General features: G+C 66.7%; 21 protein-coding genes. 19 read left to right on the plus strand and 2 right to left on the minus strand.

Annotated elements, in window-relative coordinates; translation table 11 throughout:
- Positions 1 to 165 carry a phage tail assembly chaperone gene (locus AC0QTX_RS15865; RefSeq protein ID WP_474604781.1) on the plus strand — a complete coding sequence of 55 codons (165 nt, stop codon included), beginning with the start codon at positions 1 to 3 and terminating at the stop codon, positions 163 to 165.
- Here the strand turns inward: AC0QTX_RS15865 and AC0QTX_RS15870 are convergent.
- On the minus strand, positions 162 to 515 hold the full coding sequence (locus AC0QTX_RS15870) for a hypothetical protein (RefSeq protein ID WP_474604782.1): 354 nt from the start codon (positions 513 to 515) through the stop codon (positions 162 to 164). The two genes, AC0QTX_RS15865 and AC0QTX_RS15870, sit on opposite strands and share 4 nt — an antisense overlap.
- 581 nt (positions 516 to 1,096) lie before the next feature.
- Between AC0QTX_RS15870 and AC0QTX_RS15875 the strand changes: the two genes are divergently transcribed.
- On the plus strand, positions 1,097 to 1,570 hold the full coding sequence (locus AC0QTX_RS15875) for a phage tail tape measure protein (protein ID WP_474604783.1): 474 nt from the start codon (positions 1,097 to 1,099) through the stop codon (positions 1,568 to 1,570).
- 174 nt (positions 1,571 to 1,744) lie between these two features.
- Here AC0QTX_RS15875 and AC0QTX_RS15880 read toward each other — a convergent pair whose 3' ends face one another.
- Positions 1,745 to 1,990, minus strand: a complete 246-nt coding sequence (locus AC0QTX_RS15880; protein WP_474604784.1) for an HP1242/YdcH family protein — start codon at positions 1,988 to 1,990, stop codon at positions 1,745 to 1,747.
- 81 nt (positions 1,991 to 2,071) lie between these two features.
- Here AC0QTX_RS15880 and AC0QTX_RS15885 point away from each other — a divergent pair, with 81 nt between their 5' ends.
- From AC0QTX_RS15885 to AC0QTX_RS15965, 17 genes are all read left to right on the plus strand, one after another.
- A complete protein-coding gene (locus AC0QTX_RS15885) occupies positions 2,072 to 2,710 on the plus strand; it encodes a phage distal tail protein, Rcc01695 family (protein WP_474604785.1) in 639 nt (212 codons plus the stop codon).
- A 269-nt stretch (positions 2,711 to 2,979) separates the two neighbouring features.
- Complete coding sequence (locus AC0QTX_RS15890; RefSeq protein WP_474604786.1) at positions 2,980 to 3,870, plus strand: DUF2163 domain-containing protein; 891 nt, start codon at positions 2,980 to 2,982, stop codon at positions 3,868 to 3,870.
- 193 nt (positions 3,871 to 4,063) lie between these two features.
- The gene (locus AC0QTX_RS15895; RefSeq protein ID WP_474604787.1) at positions 4,064 to 4,492 is read left to right on the plus strand and encodes an NlpC/P60 family protein; all 429 of its coding nucleotides are present in this window, start codon (positions 4,064 to 4,066) and stop codon (positions 4,490 to 4,492) included.
- Positions 4,492 to 8,349 carry a baseplate multidomain protein megatron gene (locus AC0QTX_RS15900; RefSeq protein ID WP_474604788.1) on the plus strand — a complete coding sequence of 1,286 codons (3,858 nt, stop codon included), beginning with the start codon at positions 4,492 to 4,494 and terminating at the stop codon, positions 8,347 to 8,349. The genes AC0QTX_RS15895 and AC0QTX_RS15900 overlap by 1 nt, the downstream gene beginning before the upstream one ends.
- A 33-nt stretch (positions 8,350 to 8,382) precedes the next feature.
- The gene (locus AC0QTX_RS15905; protein ID WP_474604789.1) at positions 8,383 to 9,921 is read left to right on the plus strand and encodes a DUF2793 domain-containing protein; all 1,539 of its coding nucleotides are present in this window, start codon (positions 8,383 to 8,385) and stop codon (positions 9,919 to 9,921) included.
- 8 nt (positions 9,922 to 9,929) lie between these two features.
- Positions 9,930 to 10,478, plus strand: a complete 549-nt coding sequence (locus AC0QTX_RS15910) for a glycoside hydrolase family 108 protein (protein ID WP_474604790.1) — start codon at positions 9,930 to 9,932, stop codon at positions 10,476 to 10,478.
- A gap of 1 nt (position 10,479) precedes the next feature.
- Positions 10,480 to 10,689: a hypothetical protein gene (locus AC0QTX_RS15915; protein ID WP_474604791.1), complete on the plus strand. Its 210-nt coding sequence runs from the start codon at positions 10,480 to 10,482 to the stop codon at positions 10,687 to 10,689.
- A 94-nt stretch (positions 10,690 to 10,783) separates the two neighbouring features.
- Positions 10,784 to 11,098, plus strand: a complete 315-nt coding sequence (locus AC0QTX_RS15920) for a PepSY domain-containing protein (RefSeq protein WP_329794755.1) — start codon at positions 10,784 to 10,786, stop codon at positions 11,096 to 11,098.
- A 14-nt stretch (positions 11,099 to 11,112) separates the two neighbouring features.
- Positions 11,113 to 11,790 carry a response regulator transcription factor gene (locus AC0QTX_RS15925; RefSeq protein ID WP_474604792.1) on the plus strand — a complete coding sequence of 226 codons (678 nt, stop codon included), beginning with the start codon at positions 11,113 to 11,115 and terminating at the stop codon, positions 11,788 to 11,790.
- On the plus strand, positions 11,787 to 13,184 hold the full coding sequence (locus tag AC0QTX_RS15930; RefSeq protein WP_474604793.1) for a sensor histidine kinase: 1,398 nt from the start codon (positions 11,787 to 11,789) through the stop codon (positions 13,182 to 13,184). Before AC0QTX_RS15925 ends, AC0QTX_RS15930 begins: the two co-directional genes overlap by 4 nt.
- 65 nt (positions 13,185 to 13,249) lie before the next feature.
- The gene (ccmI, locus tag AC0QTX_RS15935; RefSeq protein WP_474604794.1) at positions 13,250 to 14,356 is read left to right on the plus strand and encodes a c-type cytochrome biogenesis protein CcmI; all 1,107 of its coding nucleotides are present in this window, start codon (positions 13,250 to 13,252) and stop codon (positions 14,354 to 14,356) included.
- Positions 14,353 to 14,811: a cytochrome c maturation protein CcmE gene (ccmE, locus tag AC0QTX_RS15940; protein ID WP_474604795.1), complete on the plus strand. Its 459-nt coding sequence runs from the start codon at positions 14,353 to 14,355 to the stop codon at positions 14,809 to 14,811. The genes ccmI and ccmE overlap by 4 nt, the downstream gene beginning before the upstream one ends.
- Before the next feature lie 28 nt (positions 14,812 to 14,839).
- Positions 14,840 to 16,822, plus strand: a complete 1,983-nt coding sequence (locus AC0QTX_RS15945) for a heme lyase CcmF/NrfE family subunit (protein WP_474604796.1) — start codon at positions 14,840 to 14,842, stop codon at positions 16,820 to 16,822.
- Positions 16,823 to 16,825: 3 nt separating this feature from the next.
- Positions 16,826 to 17,290: a cytochrome c-type biogenesis protein gene (locus AC0QTX_RS15950; RefSeq protein ID WP_474604797.1), complete on the plus strand. Its 465-nt coding sequence runs from the start codon at positions 16,826 to 16,828 to the stop codon at positions 17,288 to 17,290.
- Between the two features lie 106 nt (positions 17,291 to 17,396).
- Positions 17,397 to 18,608 carry a trypsin-like peptidase domain-containing protein gene (locus tag AC0QTX_RS15955; protein WP_474604798.1) on the plus strand — a complete coding sequence of 404 codons (1,212 nt, stop codon included), beginning with the start codon at positions 17,397 to 17,399 and terminating at the stop codon, positions 18,606 to 18,608.
- A gap of 201 nt (positions 18,609 to 18,809) precedes the next feature.
- The gene (locus AC0QTX_RS15960) at positions 18,810 to 19,508 is read left to right on the plus strand and encodes a winged helix-turn-helix domain-containing protein (RefSeq protein ID WP_474604799.1); all 699 of its coding nucleotides are present in this window, start codon (positions 18,810 to 18,812) and stop codon (positions 19,506 to 19,508) included.
- 10 nt (positions 19,509 to 19,518) lie between these two features.
- Entirely contained in the window at positions 19,519 to 20,952 is a 1,434-nt protein-coding gene (locus tag AC0QTX_RS15965) for a HAMP domain-containing sensor histidine kinase (protein WP_474604800.1), read from the plus strand.
- The last annotated feature ends 18 nt before the right edge of the window (positions 20,953 to 20,970 follow it).

The raw sequence follows: 20,970 nt of genomic DNA on the forward strand, positions 1-20,970 counted from the left end.
TTGGGCCTGCTGCGGTGGAGTCCGCAAGACTTCTGGCGCGCAACTCCGCGCGAGTTGCTGACGGCTTGGGATGGATTGCAGGGCGGACGAACGAATGAGCCCGCGTCAAGCGACGATCTCAGGAGATTGATGGAGGTATTTCCGGATGAACGAGAAATCCCTTAATCGGCGGCTACCTGAATCTTGCCTTTGTATTTGACCCCTTTCAAATCCAGGCACTGAATGTAGAGCTCTTCTTCAATATAGCCAGCGATGTTGACATGTGCAGATGCTGAAGCTTTGGCGGCCTCATAGCGGCATTCGTTTCGAACGCGTTCCCAACGCTCTGGAGGCATATCGCCCGTGTCGAATTGCAGCCGGGTTTCATACCTTTGAAAGCAGCCCCGAGCATCAGCAACAGGATGCTGCACGTCAAACAGCGCCAAGAACAAGATTTCATTGCTTCGATCCTCAAGAGTCAGAAAATGATTAGGAGATATGCTTGAGCGATAACCGCCCCAAGAACCCCATTTCATTGACTGATCCCATCGACGATGATCGCAAACGCCAGCTCAACACGCTCATAGCTTAATTCCAGTAATAAGGCTGGACTGCAACGACCCTACGGTCTGAGGTTTTCATGGTGTCGGTGCTCCCGATGAAGGTAGCCCCTTTTGATTCTGCGCAGAGAACATACAGTTTACGGTACTGCTCAGTCGCAATGATGCCGATTTTGATTGGTGCGACTGCTTTCGCAGCTTCGTACTCGCAAGCCTTGTCGACTTGTTCCCACTCAGTCCTCTTCAGCGACCCGGTTTTAAAGAGAAGCTGAGGTCTTTCTCGCTTTTCAACGCATCCCACAAGCGCTGTCACAGCCAAAGCAATCATTGAAGATCGTAAAATGTCAATAACGCCGAGCGGCCAACTTAACGTGAGTCCTAACGATGAGACGGAGAAAGATCGTGCCCGCCAGCTCAACACCCTCATCGGTCTCTCCGAACGGTTCGGTGAATCTCTGTCAAATGCTTTCGCGAAGAACATCTCGGAGGGCAAGAAATTTGATAACGTTCTAAAAGATATGCGCAAGTCATTCACAGAATTTGCGCTGAAGTCGGCGATGGCTCCACTACAAATGGCGCTCAGTCGTGGCCTTCAATCATTGATGGGAGGGCTGTTCGGCAATGCGCTGCCGATGGGGCCCGATCTGTCCGGCGCAGGGCAAAGCCTGAGCGGCGGGCTGTCGTCTCTCCTTGGCTCCCTGTTCGGCGCCGGCGGTCCGGCCCTGGCCAAGGGGGGTGTGCTCTCCCGCGGGATGCTGATGCCGTTCGCCAAAGGCGGGGTCGTCGGAGCGCCGACCTACTTTCCGCTCGGGCGCGGCCTCGGCCTCATGGGCGAGCAGGGGGCGGAGGCCGTGATGCCGCTGGCGCGTGGGCCGGACGGACGGCTCGGCGTGCGGGGCGGCGGAGGAGGGCGGCCGGTCTCGGTGACCGTCAACGTCACGACCCCGGATGCGGACAGCTTCCGCCGCTCCGAGGCGCAGGTCTCCGCCGCTCTGGCCCGGGCGGTCGCGCGGGGCCAGCGGGGAATGTAAAGTCTTAGACTCATAATATGACCTCATCCTGAGGAGCCGCTGAAAGCGGCGTCTCGAAGGAGGTTCCAGTGCGCGCTGGAGACGCCCTCGTGCCCGGACAATGTCCGGGACCTCGAGACGGTCGCTGCGCGACCTCCTCAGGATGAGGGCTAGGGTTCTTTCCCGAGATATCGATCAGGCGTCCGTGCCCTCGAGCATCGCCATGATCTCGTCCTTGATCTGCAGGCGGCGGCGCTTCAGCTCGTCCTCGACCTCCTCGGGCTTGGGCTCCACCCGGGTCTCGATCCGGTGAATAGTGCGGTTCAGCTCGTCGTACTCGTCATAGAGCCGCGCGAAGCGGCCGTTGCTCGTCTTCAGGTGGTGGATCCGGTCGACCTTGTCCGGGAAATCCTGCGCGAGGTCGTTGGGAGCCTTGCTCATCGCGGGCCGCCTCCGTGTTGAATGGCTTGCGCCTCGTCAACGCCACCCCGGTTCTTTCGTTTCAACCTTCAGGATGTCGCTATGGCCTCAGACTTCCACGAGGTCCGCTTTCCCCTCGACGTCAGCCTCGGCAGCCGGGGCGGACCCGTGCGGCGGACCGATATCGTCACGCTCGCATCCGGCCGCGAGCACCGCAACAGCCGCTGGGCCTCCTCACGCCGCCGCTACGATGCGGGGCTCGGCGTCAGGACCGTCGATGCCCTGCATGCGGTGATCGCCTTCTTCGAGGAGCGGCGCGGAAGGCTCTTCGGCTTCCGCTTCCGCGACCGCACCGACTGGCGCTCCGGCCCGCCCTCCAAGGAGCCGACGCCGCTGGACCAGCGCATCGGCACGGGCACAGGCGCGGAGCGCAGCTTCCCGCTGGTGAAAGCCTACGGCTCCGCCTTCGCGCCGTACAGCCGCACAATCGCCAAGCCCGTCGGCGGCACGGTGCGGGTTGCGCTCAACGGAGTGGAGCAGGCGGTGGGCTCGCAGTTCAACTGCGATCCGGCGACAGGGATCGTGACCTTTGCGGCAGCGCCGCCGGCGGGTGCCGTCATCACGGCGGGCTTCGCCTTCGACGTGCCGGTCCGATTCGACACGGACGAGCTCGACATCGACCTCTCCACCTTCGACGCCGGCGGCATCCCGCAGATTCCGCTGATCGAGATCGTTCCCTAAGGCGTCGCGACGCTGTCATCCCCGGGCTTGCTCCGAGGATCCACGTCTTCGTCTCCAACCGGTCAGCCCTCATCCTGAGGAGGTCGCTTGAGCGACCGTCTCGAAGGACGAGGCGTCTCCAGTGCTCTCTGGAACCTCCTTCGAGACGCAGCTGCGCTGCTCCTCAGGATGAGGTTTATGTTTCCTGAAAACGGATGGCTGGGACGAGCCCGGCCATGACGGGTGTGTGAAACCGCGGCATCACCTTAGCGACCATCAAGGCAATCCCCATGCGCGCCATCCCTGAAAACCTCTCCGCCCATCTGGCCGAGGGAGCGACGACGCTGTGTCACTGCTGGCGGCTCATCCGCCGCGACGGCGTGGCTTTCGGCTTCACCGACCACGACCGCGACCTCGAGTTTGGCGGCACGACCTATGCGGCCCGCTCAGGGTTGGAGGCGGCTGAGGCGACGGCCGAACTCGGCTTTGCGGTGGGCGGCGGCGAGGTCGCGGGCGCGCTCGTCTCCGCGGGGCTGACCGAGGACGACATCTCGTCCGGCCTTTACGACGATGCGAGCGTGGAAACCTGGCTCGTCAACTGGAGCAACGTGGTCGAACGCCTGCTCCTCGACATCGGCTCCATCGGCGAGATCCGCCGCGCCGACGGCAGCTTCGTCGCCGAGGTGAGGGGGCTGATGCACCGCTTCGACGAGGAGCGCGGACGGCTGTTCCGCGCCACCTGCTCGGCCGATCTCGGCGATGCGCAATGCGGCGTCAACCTGTCGGCATCCGCCTATTCCGATACGGGCACGGTGGCGCGCACGGACGGTGCGTTGAGCATCGCCGCCTCCGGCATCGGCTTTGCGGACGGGTGGTGCAATGCAGGCCGGCTCACCTGGGTCAGCGGCGACAACACGGGCATCTCCGCCGAGATCAAGGTGCATCGCGCGCTTCAAGGCACGGACGAGTTCGAGCTGTGGCAGCGCGCGCCTCGAGCCATCAAGACCGGCGACACGTTCCGCGTGACGGCGGGCTGCGACAAGACCCATGGGACCTGCAGACGGAAGTTCGACAATGTCGCGAACTTCCGCGGCTTCCCGCACATGCCCGGCAACGACTTCATCATCCGCATGCCGCAGCAGGGCGAGCCGGGACTCGATGGCGGGAGCTTCTTTCGGTGAAGTTCTTTACCCACCCCTTGAGGGGGAGGGTCGCGAGCATCGCGAGCGGGGCGGGGTGGAAACACCGCTCTTTGCCGACTGCCCACGGACCGAACGCACAGCCAATCAATCTGACGGCGCCATTCACCCCACCCCGGCTCTTCGAGCCGACCCTCCCCCTCAAGGGGAGGGTGCTGCCGCACGGGTTATGACCATGCCCACACCTCACCTCATCATCACCGAGGCCAGATCCTGGATCGGCACGCCTTACCGTCACCAGGGCTCACTGAAAGGCGTCGGCTGCGACTGCCTCGGGCTGCTGCGCGGGGTGTGGCGCGGGGTCATGGGGGCGGAGCCCGAGCTGCCGCCACCCTACTCGCCCGATTGGGCGGAGGCCGGAGCCGATACGCTCGTCGCCGCCGCGCGAAAGTATCTCATCGAGATCGGGTGCCCCCAATTTGCGGCGGGTGACGTGCTGCTCTTCCGCTGGCGCGAGAAAATGCCGGCGAAGCACTGCGCCATCGCCACCTCGCCCGATGCCATGATCCACGCCCATGACGGCGCGGCGGTCGCCGAGGTCATGTTTCGCCCCTGGTGGCGCCGCCATCTCTCCCACGCCTTTCGCTTTCCGGATGCACCCTGATGGCCACCATCGTTCTCCAAACCGTCGGATCCGTCGTGGGCGGCATGGTCGGCGGGCCGATCGGGGCCATGGCGGGCCGTGCGTTCGGCGCGCTCGCGGGCGCCGCCATCGACAATGCGCTCTTTTCCGGCAGCGACACGAAGTATGTGGAAGGCCCGCGCCTCAAGGACATCGACGGGCTCTCCTCCACGGAGGGCGCGCCGATCCCGCGGGTCTATGGCCGCGCACGCCTCGGCGGCCAGCTCATCTGGGCGACGCGCCTGGAGGAGGTGGTGAACACCAAGACCGACCGGGGAGGCCAGGGCGGCAAGGGCATGGGCGGGCCGAAGACCGTCACCACCACCTATTCCTATTTCGCCAATCTGGCGGTGGGCCTGTGCGAGGGACGCATCGCCTTCATCCGCCGGGTCTGGGCCGACGGGCGCGAGCTCGATCTCAGCACGCTCACCATGCGGGTGCACAAGGGCAGCGAGACGCAAGATCCCGATCCGCTGATCGTCGCCAAGGAGGGCGCGGATCACGCGCCGGCCTATCGCGGGCTGGCCTATGTGGTGTTCGAGCGCCTGCCGCTCGCCGATTTCGGCAACCGCGTGCCGCAATTCTCCTTCGAGGTCGTGCGCCCCGTCGACGGGCTCAACCGCATGATCCGCGCCGTGTGCCTCATCCCCGGGGCGAGCGAGTTCGGCTACGACACGCTCCCCGTGATGCAGGTGCTCGATCTCGGCAAGACGCGGCCGGAGAACCGCCACCAGCTGCAGCGTTCGAGCGATGCTGCGGCCTCCCTCGATGCCCTGGAGGCCCTGTGCCCGAACCTCCGCCGCGTCTCCCTGGTGGTGAGCTGGTTCGGCGACGACCTGCGCGCCGGCTCCTGCCTCATCGAGCCGCGCGTGGATGTGAAGACCAAGACCACGGACGGGGCCACCTGGTCCGTGGCCGGGCTGACGCGCCAGGATGCGAAAGCGGTCTCGCTCGCGAGGGGCGCTCCGGCCTATGGCGGCACGCCCTCCGACGAGAGCGTGATCCGCCTGATCAGGAACCTGAAGGATCGCGGCCTTGAGGTGGTGCTCTATCCCTTCGTGATGATGGACGTGCCGGCCGGCAACGATCTGCCCGACCCCTATGGCGGCACGGGGCAGCCGGCCTATCCCTGGCGCGGGCGCATCACCTGCCATCCAGCGCCGGGTGAATCCGGTTCGCCGGATGGAACGAATGCCGCCGCCGCGCAGGTGAATCTCTGGTTCACGCGGGCGGCTGGTTTCAACCGCATGGTTCTGCATTATGCCGATCTTGCCGAGCAGGCCGGCGGCGTCCATGGTTTCATCTTAGGAAGCGAACTCGTCGGCCTTACCCGCGTGCGCTCCGCACCGGGCGTCTATCCCGCTGTGTCGCGGCTGAGGGAGCTTGCGCAGGATGTTCGCGCGATCCTGCGCGCCTCCACCGAGATCGTCTATGCGGCCGACTGGACGGAATACGGCGCCCATGTGCTGAACGGCGGAAGCGAGGTGCGCTTTCCCCTCAATGCGTTGTTCGCCAGCCCCGCCATCGACGCGGTCGGGATCGATTACTATCCGCCGATCTCCGACTGGCGCGACGGTCCGGCCCATGCGGATCTCGCCGCAGGGCGCAGCATCTACGACGTGGATTATCTGCGCGCCCGGCTCGGCAGCGGCGAGGCCTTCGACTGGTACTACGCCAATGCGTCGGAGCGCGCGGCGCAAACACGCCGCCCGATCGCCGACGGCGCCTACAACAAGCCATGGGTCTTCCGCCAGAAGGACCTCGTGTCCTGGTGGTCGAACCGGCATATGGAGCGCGCGGGCGGCGTCGAGGTCGGCGCTACCCCGTGGCAGCCGCAATCGAAGCCGATCTGGCTCACCGAAATCGGCGTGCCCGCCGTCGACAAAGGGCCGAACGGACCGAATGTCTTTCCCGATCCCAAATCGTCGGAATCCGCCTATCCGCATTTCTCCCGCGGGGTGCGGGACGATCTCGTGCAGGCACGCACCCTGGAGGCCATTCTCTCGCGCTTCGATCCGGCCCAGAGGGGATTTGCGCCCGAGTGCAATCCCGCATCGCCATCATACAACGGGCGCATGGTGGACCCGGACAACGTCTTCGTCTGGGCCTGGGACGCGCGCCCCTATCCGGCCTTTCCCGATTTCGACCTCGTGTGGTCCGACGGCGCCAACTGGGATACCGGGCACTGGATCACCGGGCGCCTCGAAGGCGCAACCCTCGACCGGCTGATCGCGCGCATCCTGCGCGACTTCGGCCTTGGCGATCCCGGCACGATCCCCGTCGACGGTTTCGTGGACGGCTATGTGATCGACAAGCCGATGTCCTTGCGCGGTGCGCTCGAGCCGCTGCTGCGCCTCTTCGGCGTCGATGCGGTGGCGCGGGGCGGGGCGATTGCCTGGCAGGGGCGCGGCGGACGCGCCGTGCTGCACCTGACGAAGGACGATCTGGTGCTGGGCGAGGAGCAGCCCTCGCTCCGGCTCACCCGGGCCCAGGAGACCGACCTGCCGCAGCAGGTGGAGGTGGGTTTTGCCGAGAGCGACACGGATTACCGCCGCGCCGCCGTGGCCTCCCGGCGCCTGTCCGGTTCGAGCCGCCGGGAGGCGAGGGCGGACAGTGCCGTCGTGACCCGCCGCGCCGAGGCGCAGCGCCTGGCCGATACGTGGCTGCAGGATCTGTGGGCAGGCCGCGAGGGGGCCGAGTTCGAACTCTCGCCGCGCCGCATGGAGCTGGAGCCGGGCGACGTGATCGCGGTGCCTACTGCCGCGGGACCGAAGCTCCATCGCATCGCGCGGATCGCCGACGGCCCGACGCGAAAGGTCACGACGCGCGCCGTGGAGCCGGCGGTGTTCGAGCGGCCGGGCTCAGCGATCCCGCGGCCCCTGAAGCGCCCGCCGCCGGTTCCCGGCAAGCCGCAGGTGATCGTGCTCGACCTGCCGGCGGCGCTCGGCGATCCCACGCCGCTGCAAGCGATCGCGGTTGCGGCGGACCCATGGCCCGGCGCCATGACGGTCTGGCGGTCGGGCAACGGCGCAAGCTTCACGCCGCTCGGCATTCTCGACCTGCCTGCCCTGATCGGACGCACGAAGACTCCGTTCGCCCCGGGGCCGCTTTGGCGCTGGGATATGCACGCCGTTCTTGACGTGGAAATCTCCACCGGCGCGTTGAGCTCCATCGACGACGAAGCGGCACTGGCCGGAGGCAACCTGTTTGCGCTGCGCGGCGCGGACGGCCGCTGGGAAATCTTCTCCGCCGCGCGGGCCGAGCTGATCGGCGAGCGCACCTACCGCCTGTCGCGGCTCCTGCGCGGCCTTGCAGGCAGCGAGCCTGAGGCGAGTCGTAACGTGGCGGCCGGAGCGCTCATCGTGAAGCTCGACGAGGCGGTTGCGCCGCTCACCACGAGCCTGCAGGATCTCGGCCAGAGCTGGCGCTACAGGATCGGTCCGTCCGGGCGCGACCATGGGGATGCTTCCGTTGCGGAGATTGCCGCAACCGTCGGACGCGAGGCGCTCAGGCCCTTGAGTCCCGTGCATGTGACGGCCCGGCGCGATCAGGGCGGAATCCGCATCGATTGGGTTCGCCGCACGCGCCGCAACGGCGACGGTTGGGAGGCCCTGGACGTACCGCTCGCGGAGGACATGGAGGCCTACGAGGTCCACATCCTCAAGGACGGCCGCGTGGCGAGAACGCTCACGAGTCAGCAGGCCTCCATTGTCTACACGCAAGCCCAGGAGATCGCCGATTTCGGCAGCGCTCAATCCACCTTCGCCCTCGTCATCGCGCAGATGAGCGCCGTCGCAGGCCGCGGCTTCGAGCGGCGCGTCACGGTTCCCGTGCGCTGAACGGCGCAGCACTTTTCGAAAGCTTTTCACGTCATGTCATCGACACCTCATCTTGCCCTGCCGCTCATCGCCGCCGCGCAGGCGCAGAAGCATGTCACCCACAACGAGGCGCTCGCCTCCCTCGACGCGCTCGTGCAGCTTGCCGTGAAGGAGCGAAACCGCACCGCGCCGCCAACCTCGCCCGAGGAGGGCGACCGCTATCTCGTCGGCGCGAATGCCACGGGCGCCTTCGCCGATCGGGAAGGCCGGATTGCTCTGTTCGATCTCGGGATCTGGCGCTTCTTCGCGCCGCGGACAGGCTGGCGGGCCTACGTGGAGGCTGAGGACCTGATCGTCGTCTTCAACGGAGCCGAATGGAAGACCTTCGGGGCCGTTCCGAGCGAGATTCACAACCTGGAGCGGCTCGGCCTCGGCACCTCCGCCGATGCTTTGAACCGCTTCTCGGCGAAGCTCAACGCGGCCTTGTTTGCGGCGCTGGCGGTGGAGGAAGGCGGAACCGGTGACCTGCGCTTCGTGCTCAACAAGAGTGCAGGGACAAACGTTCTGTCGCAGCTCTACCAGCGCGGCTTCAGCGGGCGGGCGGAAACGGGCCTGATCGGCAGCGATGATTTTTCAATCCGCGTCTCACCTGATGGAAGCCTGTGGCGCGATGCGCTGGTGATCGACCGCCAAAGCGGCATCGCGTCGTTTCCCTGCGGCTTGTCCAACGCACCGCGCGCCAACCTGCTGATCAACTCCGCCTTCCTAGTGAACCAGCGCCGGTTTGTGGGCGGGGCTTTGGGAGAGGGCGTCTTCGGCTACGACCGGTGGAGGGGCGGGCCGGGCGGCTGCACGATCAATCGCGCAACGGACGGCACCATCGCGCTCTCAGGCGCCATCGAGCAGGTGGTCGATGCAGTGCAGGCGGCGGCCGGGTTCGGGGCAGTCAATCTTGCGGGCGCAACGCTGACCCTCTCGGTGGAGAATCCCTCCGGGCCGCTGCCGGTCCTCATCGGCTCTCATGCCGCCACGATGCCGGCAGGCTCCGGCCGTCAGGCCGCAAGCGTGACCCTCGACGGCGGCGAGACCGGCAACATCACCCTGCGCCTGCAGCCGGAGGCAGCCTGCTCCTTCCGCAACATCAAGCTGGAAGTGGGCGCTCAGGCGACGCCCTGGAGCGCGCCACCCCTCGACATCGAGGAGCTCCGCTGCCGCCGCTATTACCAGCGCCTCGCCACGACCGGCGGAGCGCCCGGCATGCTCGGGTATCTTGCGCAGCGCATCGGCACCAACATCATCGATGCGGTCTGCACGCTGCCGGTGCCCATGCGTGCCGATCCCACGCTCCTCACCAGCGGGTTCGCCTGGATCAACGCATCGCCGGTGGGCAACCAGGTTGGCTTCTTCAGCAACAGCAGCGTGGTCTGGTCCGCCCTGTCGGGGGCGCTGACGGTGACCACCGCGACGCCCGCGAGGCCCTCGGGCCTCGTCCTGCGGTTCCGGGCCGGCACCTCCTTCTCGGCCGCGGCCGGCGGCGTCGGCAATCTCCACCTCGGTTCCGATGCCTTCATCGCACTGCAGGCGGAGCTGTGAGACTGCCCGTGACTGCGTCGCGCTTCGAGAACGCTGTCGAGATCGTGCTGCAGCACGAGGGCGGCTACGTAGATCATCCCAGGGATCCGGGCGGTGCGACCAAGTTCGGCATCACCCGCGCAACCCTGTCGCGGGCGCGGGCGCGGGGGCGCCCCGTTTCCGTCGAGGACGTGCGGGAACTGAGCCGCCTGGAGGCCGCGGCGATCTATCGGAGGCTCTACTGGGATGGGGTGCGCGCCGATGAACTGCCGCCGGGGCTGGATCTCGCCGTCTTCGACCTCGCGGTGAACTCGGGCCCCGCCCGGGCCGTGAGGATGCTGCAGAACGTGCTCGGGGTCGCGGCGGACGGGATCGTCGGGCCTGTGACCCTGAAGGCGGCCTGGCACGCCGATCCCACGGAAACGATCCGCCGTCTCACCCGGGTCCGCCTCGGTTTTCTCGAGCGCCTCGCCGCCTGGCCCATCTTCGGCCGCGGCTGGCGCCGGCGGGTCCTCGCCGTGGAGCAGGGGGCTCTGCGGCTGGCTTCTTCTCCACCCCCTCGCTCCAGGAGTGTTTGACATGTTCGATACCAAAACCATTCTGGCCAGCCGCGCCGTCTGGTCCAACCTGATCGGGCTTGTAGCCCTGGTCTTCGGGCTGTTCGGCTTCGACGGCTCGGCGCTCGCCACCGGGGCCGTCGAGGAGGCGCTCGTCCAGCTCATCGCCGCCGGCAGCTTCATCGCCTCGACCCTGTTCCGGATCGTGGCCACGAAACAGATCCTGAACTAGCGGTGTTCTTCCGGATAAGGGCCGGTTTATGCCAGCGAAACCGGCCCTAGCTATATTCAGAATTCGTTCAGTGCGGCAAAGGCATGGTCACCTCATGCGTCTGGTTTGTCTGGTCATAGCGTTGTGGGGGGCGATGGGGGCGGCCTATGCGCAGAGCGCGTCGGCGGCCCTCGGAAACTGCCTTCCGCCGCGCGAGATGCAGGAAGCCGTGGCCTCGAAGGGCGTCGTCACGCCGGCCTCCGCCGTGATGACCGCCCGTCGCCAGGTGCCGGGCGCCGACGTGGTCCGGGCGAGCCTCTGCCGCAACAGCGATGCCCTTGTCTATGTGATCATGGCCTTGCAAAAGGACGGTCGCATCGTGCAAGTGATGATCGACGGCTCTTCCGGGCGCGTGAGATCGGTAAAGTAGAGAAAGCGAAAACCGTGCGCCTACTCGTTGTCGAGGACGACAGAACCCTCAATAAGCAGATCGTGACCGCCCTTGAACAGGCAGGCTACGCGGTGGATGCCGCCATGGACGGCGAGGAGGGGCAGTTCCTCGGGGAAACCGAGCCCTACGACGCCATCATCCTCGATCTCGGCCTGCCCAAGGTGGACGGCGTCTCCGTGCTGACCGCCTGGCGCCGCGAGGGACGCAAGACCCCGGTCATCATCCTCACCGCCCGCGACCGCTGGAGCGACAAGGTGCAGGGCTTCGATGCGGGAGCCGACGACTACGTCACGAAGCCCTTCCACATGGAGGAGCTTCTCGCCCGCGTGCGCGCCCTGCTGCGCCGCTCCGCCGGCCATGCCACGAGCGAGATCTCCTGCGGGCCCGTGAAGCTCGACACCCGCTCCGGCCGCGTGGCCGTGGACGGCAACCCCGTGAAGCTGACCTCGCACGAGTACCGGCTCCTGTCCTACCTCATGCACCACATGGGACGCATCGTCTCGCGGGGCGAGCTGACCGAGCATCTCTACGACCAGGATTTCGACCGGGACTCCAACACCATCGAGGTCTTCATCGGCAGGCTGCGCAAGAAGCTCGGCGTCGACATCATCCAGACGGTCCGCGGACTGGGCTATCTCCTCGACGCCACCCAGGCCCAGACCAAGACGTGACCGGCCTGTCGCCGCTCCTGAAGCGCTTTGCCGGCCGGCCCATCGCGGTCCGGCTGGCGGTCTCCTCAGTCTTCTGGAGCTTCGTGATCCTGCTGATCGCGGGGCTGATCCTGTCGACGCTCTACCGGGACAACACGGAGCGGGCCTTCGACCAGCGGCTCCTCGTCTACGCCAATACGCTGGCCTCCAACCTCGTCGGACCGGGCGATCCCGACCGGGATCTCGGCCCTATCGGCGATCCCCGGTTCGAGCTGCCGCTGTCCGGCTGGTACTGGCAGGTGGCGCGCCCCAACGCAGCGGCGGCCGAGATCCGCTCCTCGAAATCCCTCTTCGGCGGGCAATTGCCCAACCTGACCGCCGGCGACGACCGGTTCGGCCAGATCCGCCGCGGCTATGGCCGCGCACCCGACGACCGCTCCCTGCGGATCATCGAGCGCGACATCGACCTCGGCGAGGACGGGCGCTACATCATTCGGGTGGCGGGACCGTCCGACGAGATCGAAGCCGCGGTGCGGGACTTCATCTTCGCCCTCACCGTCACCTTCTCGCTTCTCGGGCTGGCGCTCGGTTTCACCACCCTGCTGCAGATCCGCTTCGGCCTGCGGCCCCTGTCGAATCTCCGCAGTGCCCTCGGCGCCATCCGGGAGGGGGAGGCGGAGCGCATCGCGGGCGAGTATCCGCGCGACATCTCTCCGCTGGCCAGCGAATTGAACCTGCTCCTCGACACAAACCGGGAGATCCTGGAGCGGGCCCGCACCCAGGTGGGCAACCTCGCCCACGCGCTCAAGACGCCGCTCAGCATCATCATGAACGAGGCCGAGAACGCCCCGGAGGAAGTGGCCGCCAGGGTTCGCGAGCAGGCGACGCTCATGCGCGATCAGGTCAATTACTATCTTGACCGCGCCCGCGCGGCCGCGCTTGCCGGCACCCTCGGAACCCTGACCGAGGCCGAGCCCGTGATCGCAGGGCTCGCGCGCACCTTCGCGAAGATCTACCGCGACAAGGACCTTGAGGTGGAACTCGCGATCCCGCCGGACCTGCGCTTCCGCGGCGAGAAGCAGGACCTCGAGGAGATGGCCGGCAACCTCATCGACAACGCGGCCAAATGGGCCGCGCGCAAGGTGGTGGTGGCCACGGAAATCGTCCGGGACGACGACCGGCCGCGCTTCCGCCTGCTCATCGACGACGACGGGCCGGGGCTGCCTGAAGCCGCCAGGACCGAGATGCTCAAGCGCGGCCGGCGGCTCGACGAGACGAAGCCGGGATCGGGCCTCGGCCTCTCCATCGTCAGCGATCTGGCGGCCCTCTATCGGGGTTCGCTCAAGCTCGATGCCTCGCCCATGGGGGGCTTGCGCGCGATCCTGGAACTCCCGGGGGATAGGAGTTCCCCTTAAGGAGATTTGCGCGTGACACCGTGCCACCGTCGTGCTTGAGGAGGACACGGAGTAAATAGGACTTTATGGTGATCTGGCTTATTCTTCTGGCAATGACGGCGGCAGCCGTGATGGCGGTGCTGTGGCCGCTGTCGCGCCACTATGCCGTCGGCCGCCAGGCCGATCCGGACACGCAGTTCTACCGCGCGCAGATTGCTGAGATCGAACGGGATCTGGCCCGCGGCGTGATTCTTCCAAGCGAGGCGGAGGCCGCCAAGGCGGAGGCGGGGCGCCGCCTGCTGCGGGCCACGGGCCTGCAGGCCGAAGAAGCCTTCGCTGCCGTGGGCGAGCCGGCCCTGCGCCGCCGCCGCGCCGCATCGACGCTCGCCCTGTCGATCATCCCGCTTCTGGCGCTCGCGACTTACGAAATCTACGGCTCGCCCCAGCTGCTGAGCGAACCTCCGGGCGCGCGGATGCAGCCGCAGCAGGCGGGCAGCAGCAATCTGCTCGGCGCGGTGGCCGAGATCGAGGCGCATCTCGCCAGGAACCCGCAGGACGGGCGCGGCTGGGAGGTCATCGCCCCGGTCTATCTGCGCATGGGCCGCATCGAGGACGCGGTGAAGGCCTATGAATCGGCCATCCGCTATCAGGCCCCCGATGCCGTCCGTTTTGCCAATTACGGCGAGGCTCTGGTGCTCGCCAAGGACGGGCTTATTTCGGCGGAGGCGCAGGGAGCCTTCGAACAGGCCGTCAAGCTCGACCCGAGCGCGCCCAAGGCCCAGTTCTACCTCGCCCGCGCGGCCGTCCAGGACGGACAGACCGACAAGGCCAAGACCATTCTCCAGGAGCTGCTCGCCTCCTCGCCGGCCGATGCCCCCTGGGCGGATGCCGTGAGGCAGGAGCTGGCAGCGCTCGGCGCTCCCCAACCTGGGACAGCTCTGGCCGGGGCTGCACAGGTCGGCCCGGAGGCCATCGCCGGCATGGTGGCCGGGCTTGCAAGCCGCCTCGAGGCCCAAGGCGGCTCTGCCGAGGAATGGGCACGTCTGATGCGCTCCTATGCCGTGCTGGGGCAGCGCGACAAGGCCGTGCAAGCGGCGAAGCGCGCCCGGCAGGCTCTGGCACAGGATATCGAGGCCTTGAAGACCATCGACACGATGGCCCAGGAACTGAAACTGACCGACGCTCAGCCATGACGAGAAAACAGCGCCGCCTGACCCTCATCGGAGTTGCCGGATGCGTCCTCGCGGTCGCCCTCGGGCTTGTGCTCTATGCCATGAACGACACGATCGTGTTCTTCAACTCGCCGGCCGACATCCAGGCGAAGAGCGTTCAGCCCGGCACGCGCATCCGCCTCGGCGGCCTCGTGAAGGAGGGCTCCGTGCAGCGCGGCGCCGACCAGCAGATCACGTTCGAGGTCATGGATGCCCAGGCTGCGATCAAGGTGAACTACAAGGGGCTGCTGCCCGACCTGTTCCGCGAGGGACAGGGAGTCGTGGCCGAGGGTATTCTCGAAAGTCCGAGCGTTTTCCGGGCCGACTCGGTTCTCGCCAAGCACGACGAGAACTACATGCCGCGCGAGGTGGCCGATACGCTCAAAAAGCAGGGCCACTGGCAGGGCGAGGCCGATGCTTCGCCCAAGACCCAGTAAAGAGACGCAGTAGCAAGGGAGAAACCTCGTGTTGGTCGAGGCCGGACATTTCGCACTCGCGCTTGCCCTGGGCCTGTCGCTGATCCAGTTCCTCGTGCCGCTCTGGGGCGCGCGCGCCAACGATCCCGTGCTGATGGCCGTGGCGCCGACGAGCGCGCTGGCGGTCTTCGGCTGCATCGCCTTCGCGTTCTTAGGCTTGACCTTCGCCTATCTGAGCTCCGACTTCTCGGTGCTCAATGTCGTCCAGAACTCGCACTCGGCAAAGCCCCTGATCTACAAGATCTCCGGCGTGTGGGGGAACCATGAAGGCTCCATGCTGCTGTGGGTGCTGATCCTGGCCCTGTTCGGCGCTGTCGTGGCGGTCTCCCGCAACAGCATTCCCATGCGGCTGCAGGCGAACACGCTGGCCGTGCAGGCCGCCGTCACCATCGCGTTCCTGCTCTTCATCCTCACCACATCCAACCCCTTCACGCGCGTGGTTCCGGCAGCGCTGGAGGGGCAGGACCTCAATCCGCTGCTGCAGGATCCCGGCCTCGCGATCCATCCGCCGCTTCTCTACATCGGCTATGTGGGCTTCTCGATCTCCTTTGCCTTCGCCTGCGCGGCTCTGATCGACGGGCGCATCGACGCGGTCTGGGCCAGAATCGTCCGTCCCTGGACGCTCGGCGCCTGGGCCTTCCTCACGCTCGGCATCGCCATGGGCTCCTACTGGGCCTATTACGAGCTCGGCTGGGGCGGCTGGTGGTTCTGGGATCCGGTGGAGAACGCCTCGCTCATGCCATGGCTTGCCGGCACGGCGCTCATGCACTCCACCGTGGTGATGGAAAAGCGCGATGCCCTGAAGGTGTGGACGATCCTGCTCGCCATCCTGACCTTCTCACTGTCGCTCCTCGGCACCTTCCTGGTTCGCTCCGGCGTGCTGACCTCCGTCCATTCCTTCGCGGTGGACCCGGAGCGCGGCACCTTCATCCTCGGCATCCTGATCCTGTTCATCGGCGGCTCGCTCTCGCTCTTCGCGTGGCGTGCCCCGATGCTGAAGCAGGGCGGCCTGTTCGCGCCCGTCTCCCGCGAGGGCGCCCTCGTGGTGAACAACCTGTTCCTCGCCACCGCCTGCGCCACCGTGTTCATCGGCACGCTCTACCCGCTGGCCCTGGAGGTGCTGACGGGTGAGAAGATCTCGGTCGGCGCGCCCTTCTTCAACTTCACGTTCCTGCCCTTGATCGTGCCGCTCCTGCTGCTCCTGCCCCTCGGTCAGACGCTCGCCTGGAAGCGCGGTAACTTCCTCGGCACGGCACAGCGCCTCTATGCGGTATTCGGCATCTCGCTCCTGGCCACCATCGTGCTGTTCGCCTTCACCTATGGCGGCCCGGTGGCGGCGCCCCTCGGCATCGGGCTCGGGCTCTATCTGGTGCTCGGCTCGATCAACGAGATCATGACGCGCTCCTGGTCGAAGGGCACTCCCTTGTCGATCGCCTGGCGCAAGGCGCGGGGACTTCCGCGCTCGGCCTGGGGCTCGGCCATCGCGCACGCGGGCGTGGGCCTCACCGTCATCGGCATCGCCGCCACCGCCTGGGGCGTCGAGGCCATCGGTAGCCTGAAGGTGGGCGAGCGCCTGAAGGGCGGCGACTACGAGGTGCGGCTCGAACGGGTCGTTCCGCGCGTCGAGGCCAACTATCGCGAGGACGCTGCCGTCCTGACCGTGTTCGGTTCCGGCCGGGAGATCGGAACGCTCGAGACCATGAAGCGCCTCTACGTGACCCGCGGCATGCCGACCACGGAGGCCGGTATCCTGACAGTGGGTCTCGGCCAAGTCTATACCAGCATCGGCGACACGCAGCCCGACGGATCCGTCGGCGTCAGGCTCTACCACAAGCCCCTCGTGCTGCTGATCTGGATCGGCTCCCTGGTGATGGCGATCGGCGGCGGCATATCGCTCACCGACCGGCGCCTGCGCATCGGCGCCCCGGCTCCCGCCCGGACCATGCCGCCGGCTGCGGTTCCTGCGGAGTAGGCCATGCGCGTCGTCCTCGCCCTCATCGCGGCCCTGTTCTTCAGCGCCCCGGCCTTCGCTGTTCAGCCCAATGAGGTGCTGAAGGATCAGGCCCTCGAAAAGCGCGCCCGCGAGATCTCGGCGGGCCTGCGCTGCCTCGTCTGCCAGAACCAGTCCATCGACGATTCCGACGCCCAGCTTGCCAAGGACCTGCGCCTCCTGGTGCGCGAGCGGCTGGTCGCCGGCGACACCGACGACGAGGTGGAAAGCTTTCTCGTTCAGCGCTACGGCGAGTTCGTGCTGCTCAAGCCGACCTTCGGCTCGCATACGTTGCTGCTGTGGCTGACCCCGGCCCTTATCCTGATCCTCGGCGGCATCGGCGCCTACGCGGCTCTGAGAACGCGCCCGCAAGCCCCCGCCGCAGCCCTCGACGAGGAGGAGCGCAGGGCGCTGGACGCGCTGCTCAACCAGGACAAATCCGCCTCCTGACCAAACCTTACCAACATTTCATCTGCGGGTGAGGGTACCGTAAGGCGGCACACCCCATCTTGCTCCCATGACGAACCGACAAGGGTTCTTCGAGGAGAGACAAGAGATGTTGGACAAGGTTTCCACTCCTGCCCGCAAGCGCACCGCGACATGGCTCGGCGCGGCGGCCGTGGCTGCGTTGATCGCAGGCGGCGCCGTCGAGAGCGGTCTCGTTGCCCCCAATGCCGCCCATGCCGAGCTGCGCTCCATGGCTCAGCCGGTGCAGAACGTTCCGTCGTTCGCCGACGTGATCGAGCGGGTGAAGCCCGCCGTCGTTTCCGTGAAGGTCAAGGTGCAGAACGTGGCCGACCGCGACGACGAGGACGGCCCGCGCTTCTCGGCCCCGGACCTGCCTCCCGGCCACCCGATGGAGCGCTTCTTCCGCCAGTTCCGCGACGGCGAGCGTGGTGACCGTGGTGATCGCGGCCAGCGCCGCGAGCAGCCCCGCCGCTTCGGCCAGTCCATGGGCTCCGGCTTCTTCGTGTCGGCCGACGGCTACATCGTGACCAACAACCACGTGGTCGACAAGGGCTCCGAGGTCGAGATCACCATGGACGACGGCAAGACGCTGGACGCCAAGGTTGTGGGCACCGACCCGAAGACCGACCTCGCCCTGCTGAAGGTCGAGGGCAGCGACTTCCCCTACGTTCGCATGGCTGGCCAGAAGGCCCGCATCGGCGACTGGGTGGTGGCCATCGGCAACCCGTTCGGCCTCGGCGGCACGGTGACGGCCGGTATCGTGTCGGCCCAGCACCGCGACATCGGCGCCGGTCCCTACGACGACTTCATCCAGATCGACGCCTCCGTGAACCGGGGCAACTCGGGAGGCCCGACCTTCAACCTCGCAGGCGAAGTCGTGGGCGTGAACACGGCGATCTTCTCGCCGTCGGGCGGCAATGTGGGTATTGCGTTTGCCATCCCGGCGAGCACGGTCGAGACCGTTGTTGCGTCCCTCAAGGAGAGCGGCTCCGTGACCCGCGGCTTCATCGGCGTGCAGATGCAGCCGGTGACCAAGGAGATCGCCGAGGCCATCGGCCTGAAGGAGCCCAAGGGCGCCCTTGTGGCCGAAGCCATGAAGGACGGGCCCGCCACCAAGGCCGGGGTCAAGACGGGCGACACGATCATTGCCGTCGACGGCCAGCCGATCAACGAGGCCAAGGACTTGTCCCGCAAGGTGGCCAATGTCGCCCCGGGCAAGACCCTGTCGCTCACCCTCTGGCGTGACGGCAAGGAGCGGACCGTGACCCTCGAGGTCGCGAGCCAGCCGAAGGGCGTCTAGAGCATCGTACCCAAAAGCGGACACCGCTTTCGGGATTCATCCGATGCGCTGCAAATGCTCCCTCCTTCGGATAAAGCATAGGCACCAGGCTTTCTTAGTTGATTGCCCCCGACACCTGGTGTCTTCTGCCCGCGGCGGACCGGTCTTTCCCCTCCAGGACCGGTCCGCCGACGGGCTTTTTCCTGTGCGGCGTGTAGGCTGATGCAGATACTGATCATCGAGGACGACCGGGAGGCGGCCTCCTACCTCGTCAAAGCCTTTCGCGAAGCGGGCCACATGGCGGACCACGCCGCCGACGGCCTCGACGGCTATGCCATGGCGGAAGCAGGCGACTACGACGTGCTCGTGGTCGACCGCATGCTGCCCAAGCTGGACGGCCTTTCCCTGATCCGGTCGCTCCGGGAGCAGAAGGTCGAGACGCCGGTTCTCATCCTGTCGGCGCTGGGCCAGGTCGATGATCGAGTGAAGGGGTTGCGCGCGGGCGGGGACGACTATCTCCCAAAGCCCTATGCCTTCTCCGAGCTTCTCGCCCGCGTCGAGGTTCTCTCGCGCCGCCGCGCCTCGGCGCCCAATGCGGAGCCGACGGTCTATCGCATCGCCGATCTCGAGCTCGACCGCCTGTCCCATCGCGTGACGCGCTCGGGCCAGGAGATCGTGCTGCAGCCGCGCGAGTTCCGGCTGCTCGAATATCTGATGAAGAACGCCAACCAGGTGGTCACCCGCACCATGCTGCTGGAGCACGTGTGGGACTATCACTTCGACCCCCAGACCAACGTGATCGACGTTCACGTCTCGCGCCTGCGCGCCAAGATCGACAAGGGCTTCGACAAGCCGCTCATCCATACCATCCGCGGCGCAGGCTACACGGTGCGCGTTGGTGCCGAGGGGGAAGAGGAATGAGGGCGCGGTCATGAGCGCCTTCATGTCGGCCCTCGGCAAGCTCGTTCGCACAACCGCCTTCAAGCTGTCCTTCGCTTATCTGCTCATCTTCACCATCTTCGCCTTCGTAGCACTGGGCTATGTGGCCTGGAACGCCCAGCGGCTCCTGACCGAGCAGTTTGTCTCCAGCATCGAATCCGAGATCAACAGCCTGTCCGATCAGTACAGGTTCGGCGGCCTGCGTCGTCTCGTGAACAACGTCGAGAGGCGCTCGCGGGCGCCGGGCGCCTTGCTCTATCTGGTGACCACGGAAGCCGGCGAACGGGTTGCCGGCAATGTGGGCGCGTTGCCACCCGACGTGCTCGGGCGGACTGGCCAGTTCGAGACGCTCTACAACCGCACCGACGAGACCGAAACGCGGCCTGATGTAGCCATCGTGCGGGTCTATCTCCTGCCCGGCGGGTTCCGCCTCCTCGTCGGACGCGACGTGGAGGAGCGCCGGCGCCTGCGGGAGATCATCCAGCGCGCGTTCGGATATTCCCTGCTCTTCATCGGCGTTCTCGGCTGTCTTGGCGGGTGGTTCATCACGCGACGGGTGCTCAAGCGCGTCGACGACATGACCGACATCACGCGCCACATCATGGCGGGCGATCTCGGCGGGCGGCTGAAAGTGGCCGGAACCGGAGACGAGCTCGATCGCCTCGCGCAGAACCTGAACGCCATGCTCGACCGCATCGGCGAGCTGATGCGCGGCATGCAGGAGGTCTCGGACAACATCGCCCACGACCTCAAGACGCCGCTGACGCGCCTGCGCAACAAGGCCGACGAGGCCCTGCGCACGGCCAAGACCCCTGACGAGCTGAAGACGGCCTTGGAAGCCACCATCGACGAGAGCGACAATCTGATCCGCATCTTCAACGCGCTGCTCATGATCGCGCGGCTCGAGGCCGGCAATGCCCGCGAGGGATTGGCCGATTTCGATGCCGCCGAGGCCGTGCGCGGCGTGGCCGAGCTCTACGACGCGCTGGCCGAGGAGGTCGGCGTGGATCTCGAGATTTCGGTCGAGGAGGGCCTGCCCGTTCACGGCAGCCGCGAGCTTCTCGGGCAGGCGATGTCGAACCTTCTGGACAACGCCCTCAAATACGGTGCCTCGTCGGACGCCGCCAACAAGACGATCAGCGTATCGGCCCATCGCCGCGACGGCGAGGTGCGGATCGCGGTGGCCGACCGAGGCCCCGGCATTCCGGAGGCGGAACGGGGCCGGGTGCTGGAGCGCTTCGTCCGCCTCGAGACGGCCCGGTCGCGCCCCGGCTTCGGACTGGGCTTGAGCCTTGCCGCAGCCGTGGCGAGACTCCATGGCGGGGCGCTCCGGCTGGAGGACAACGCGCCCGGCTTGAGGGTCGTGCTGACCTTGCCGCTGAAGGCTGCGGACCTTCCGCAGGCAGCCCTGCAGACAGCCGCTTAAGCCTGAAGGATGAGAGCC

The organism is Microvirga sp. jy35, assembly GCF_056148915.1.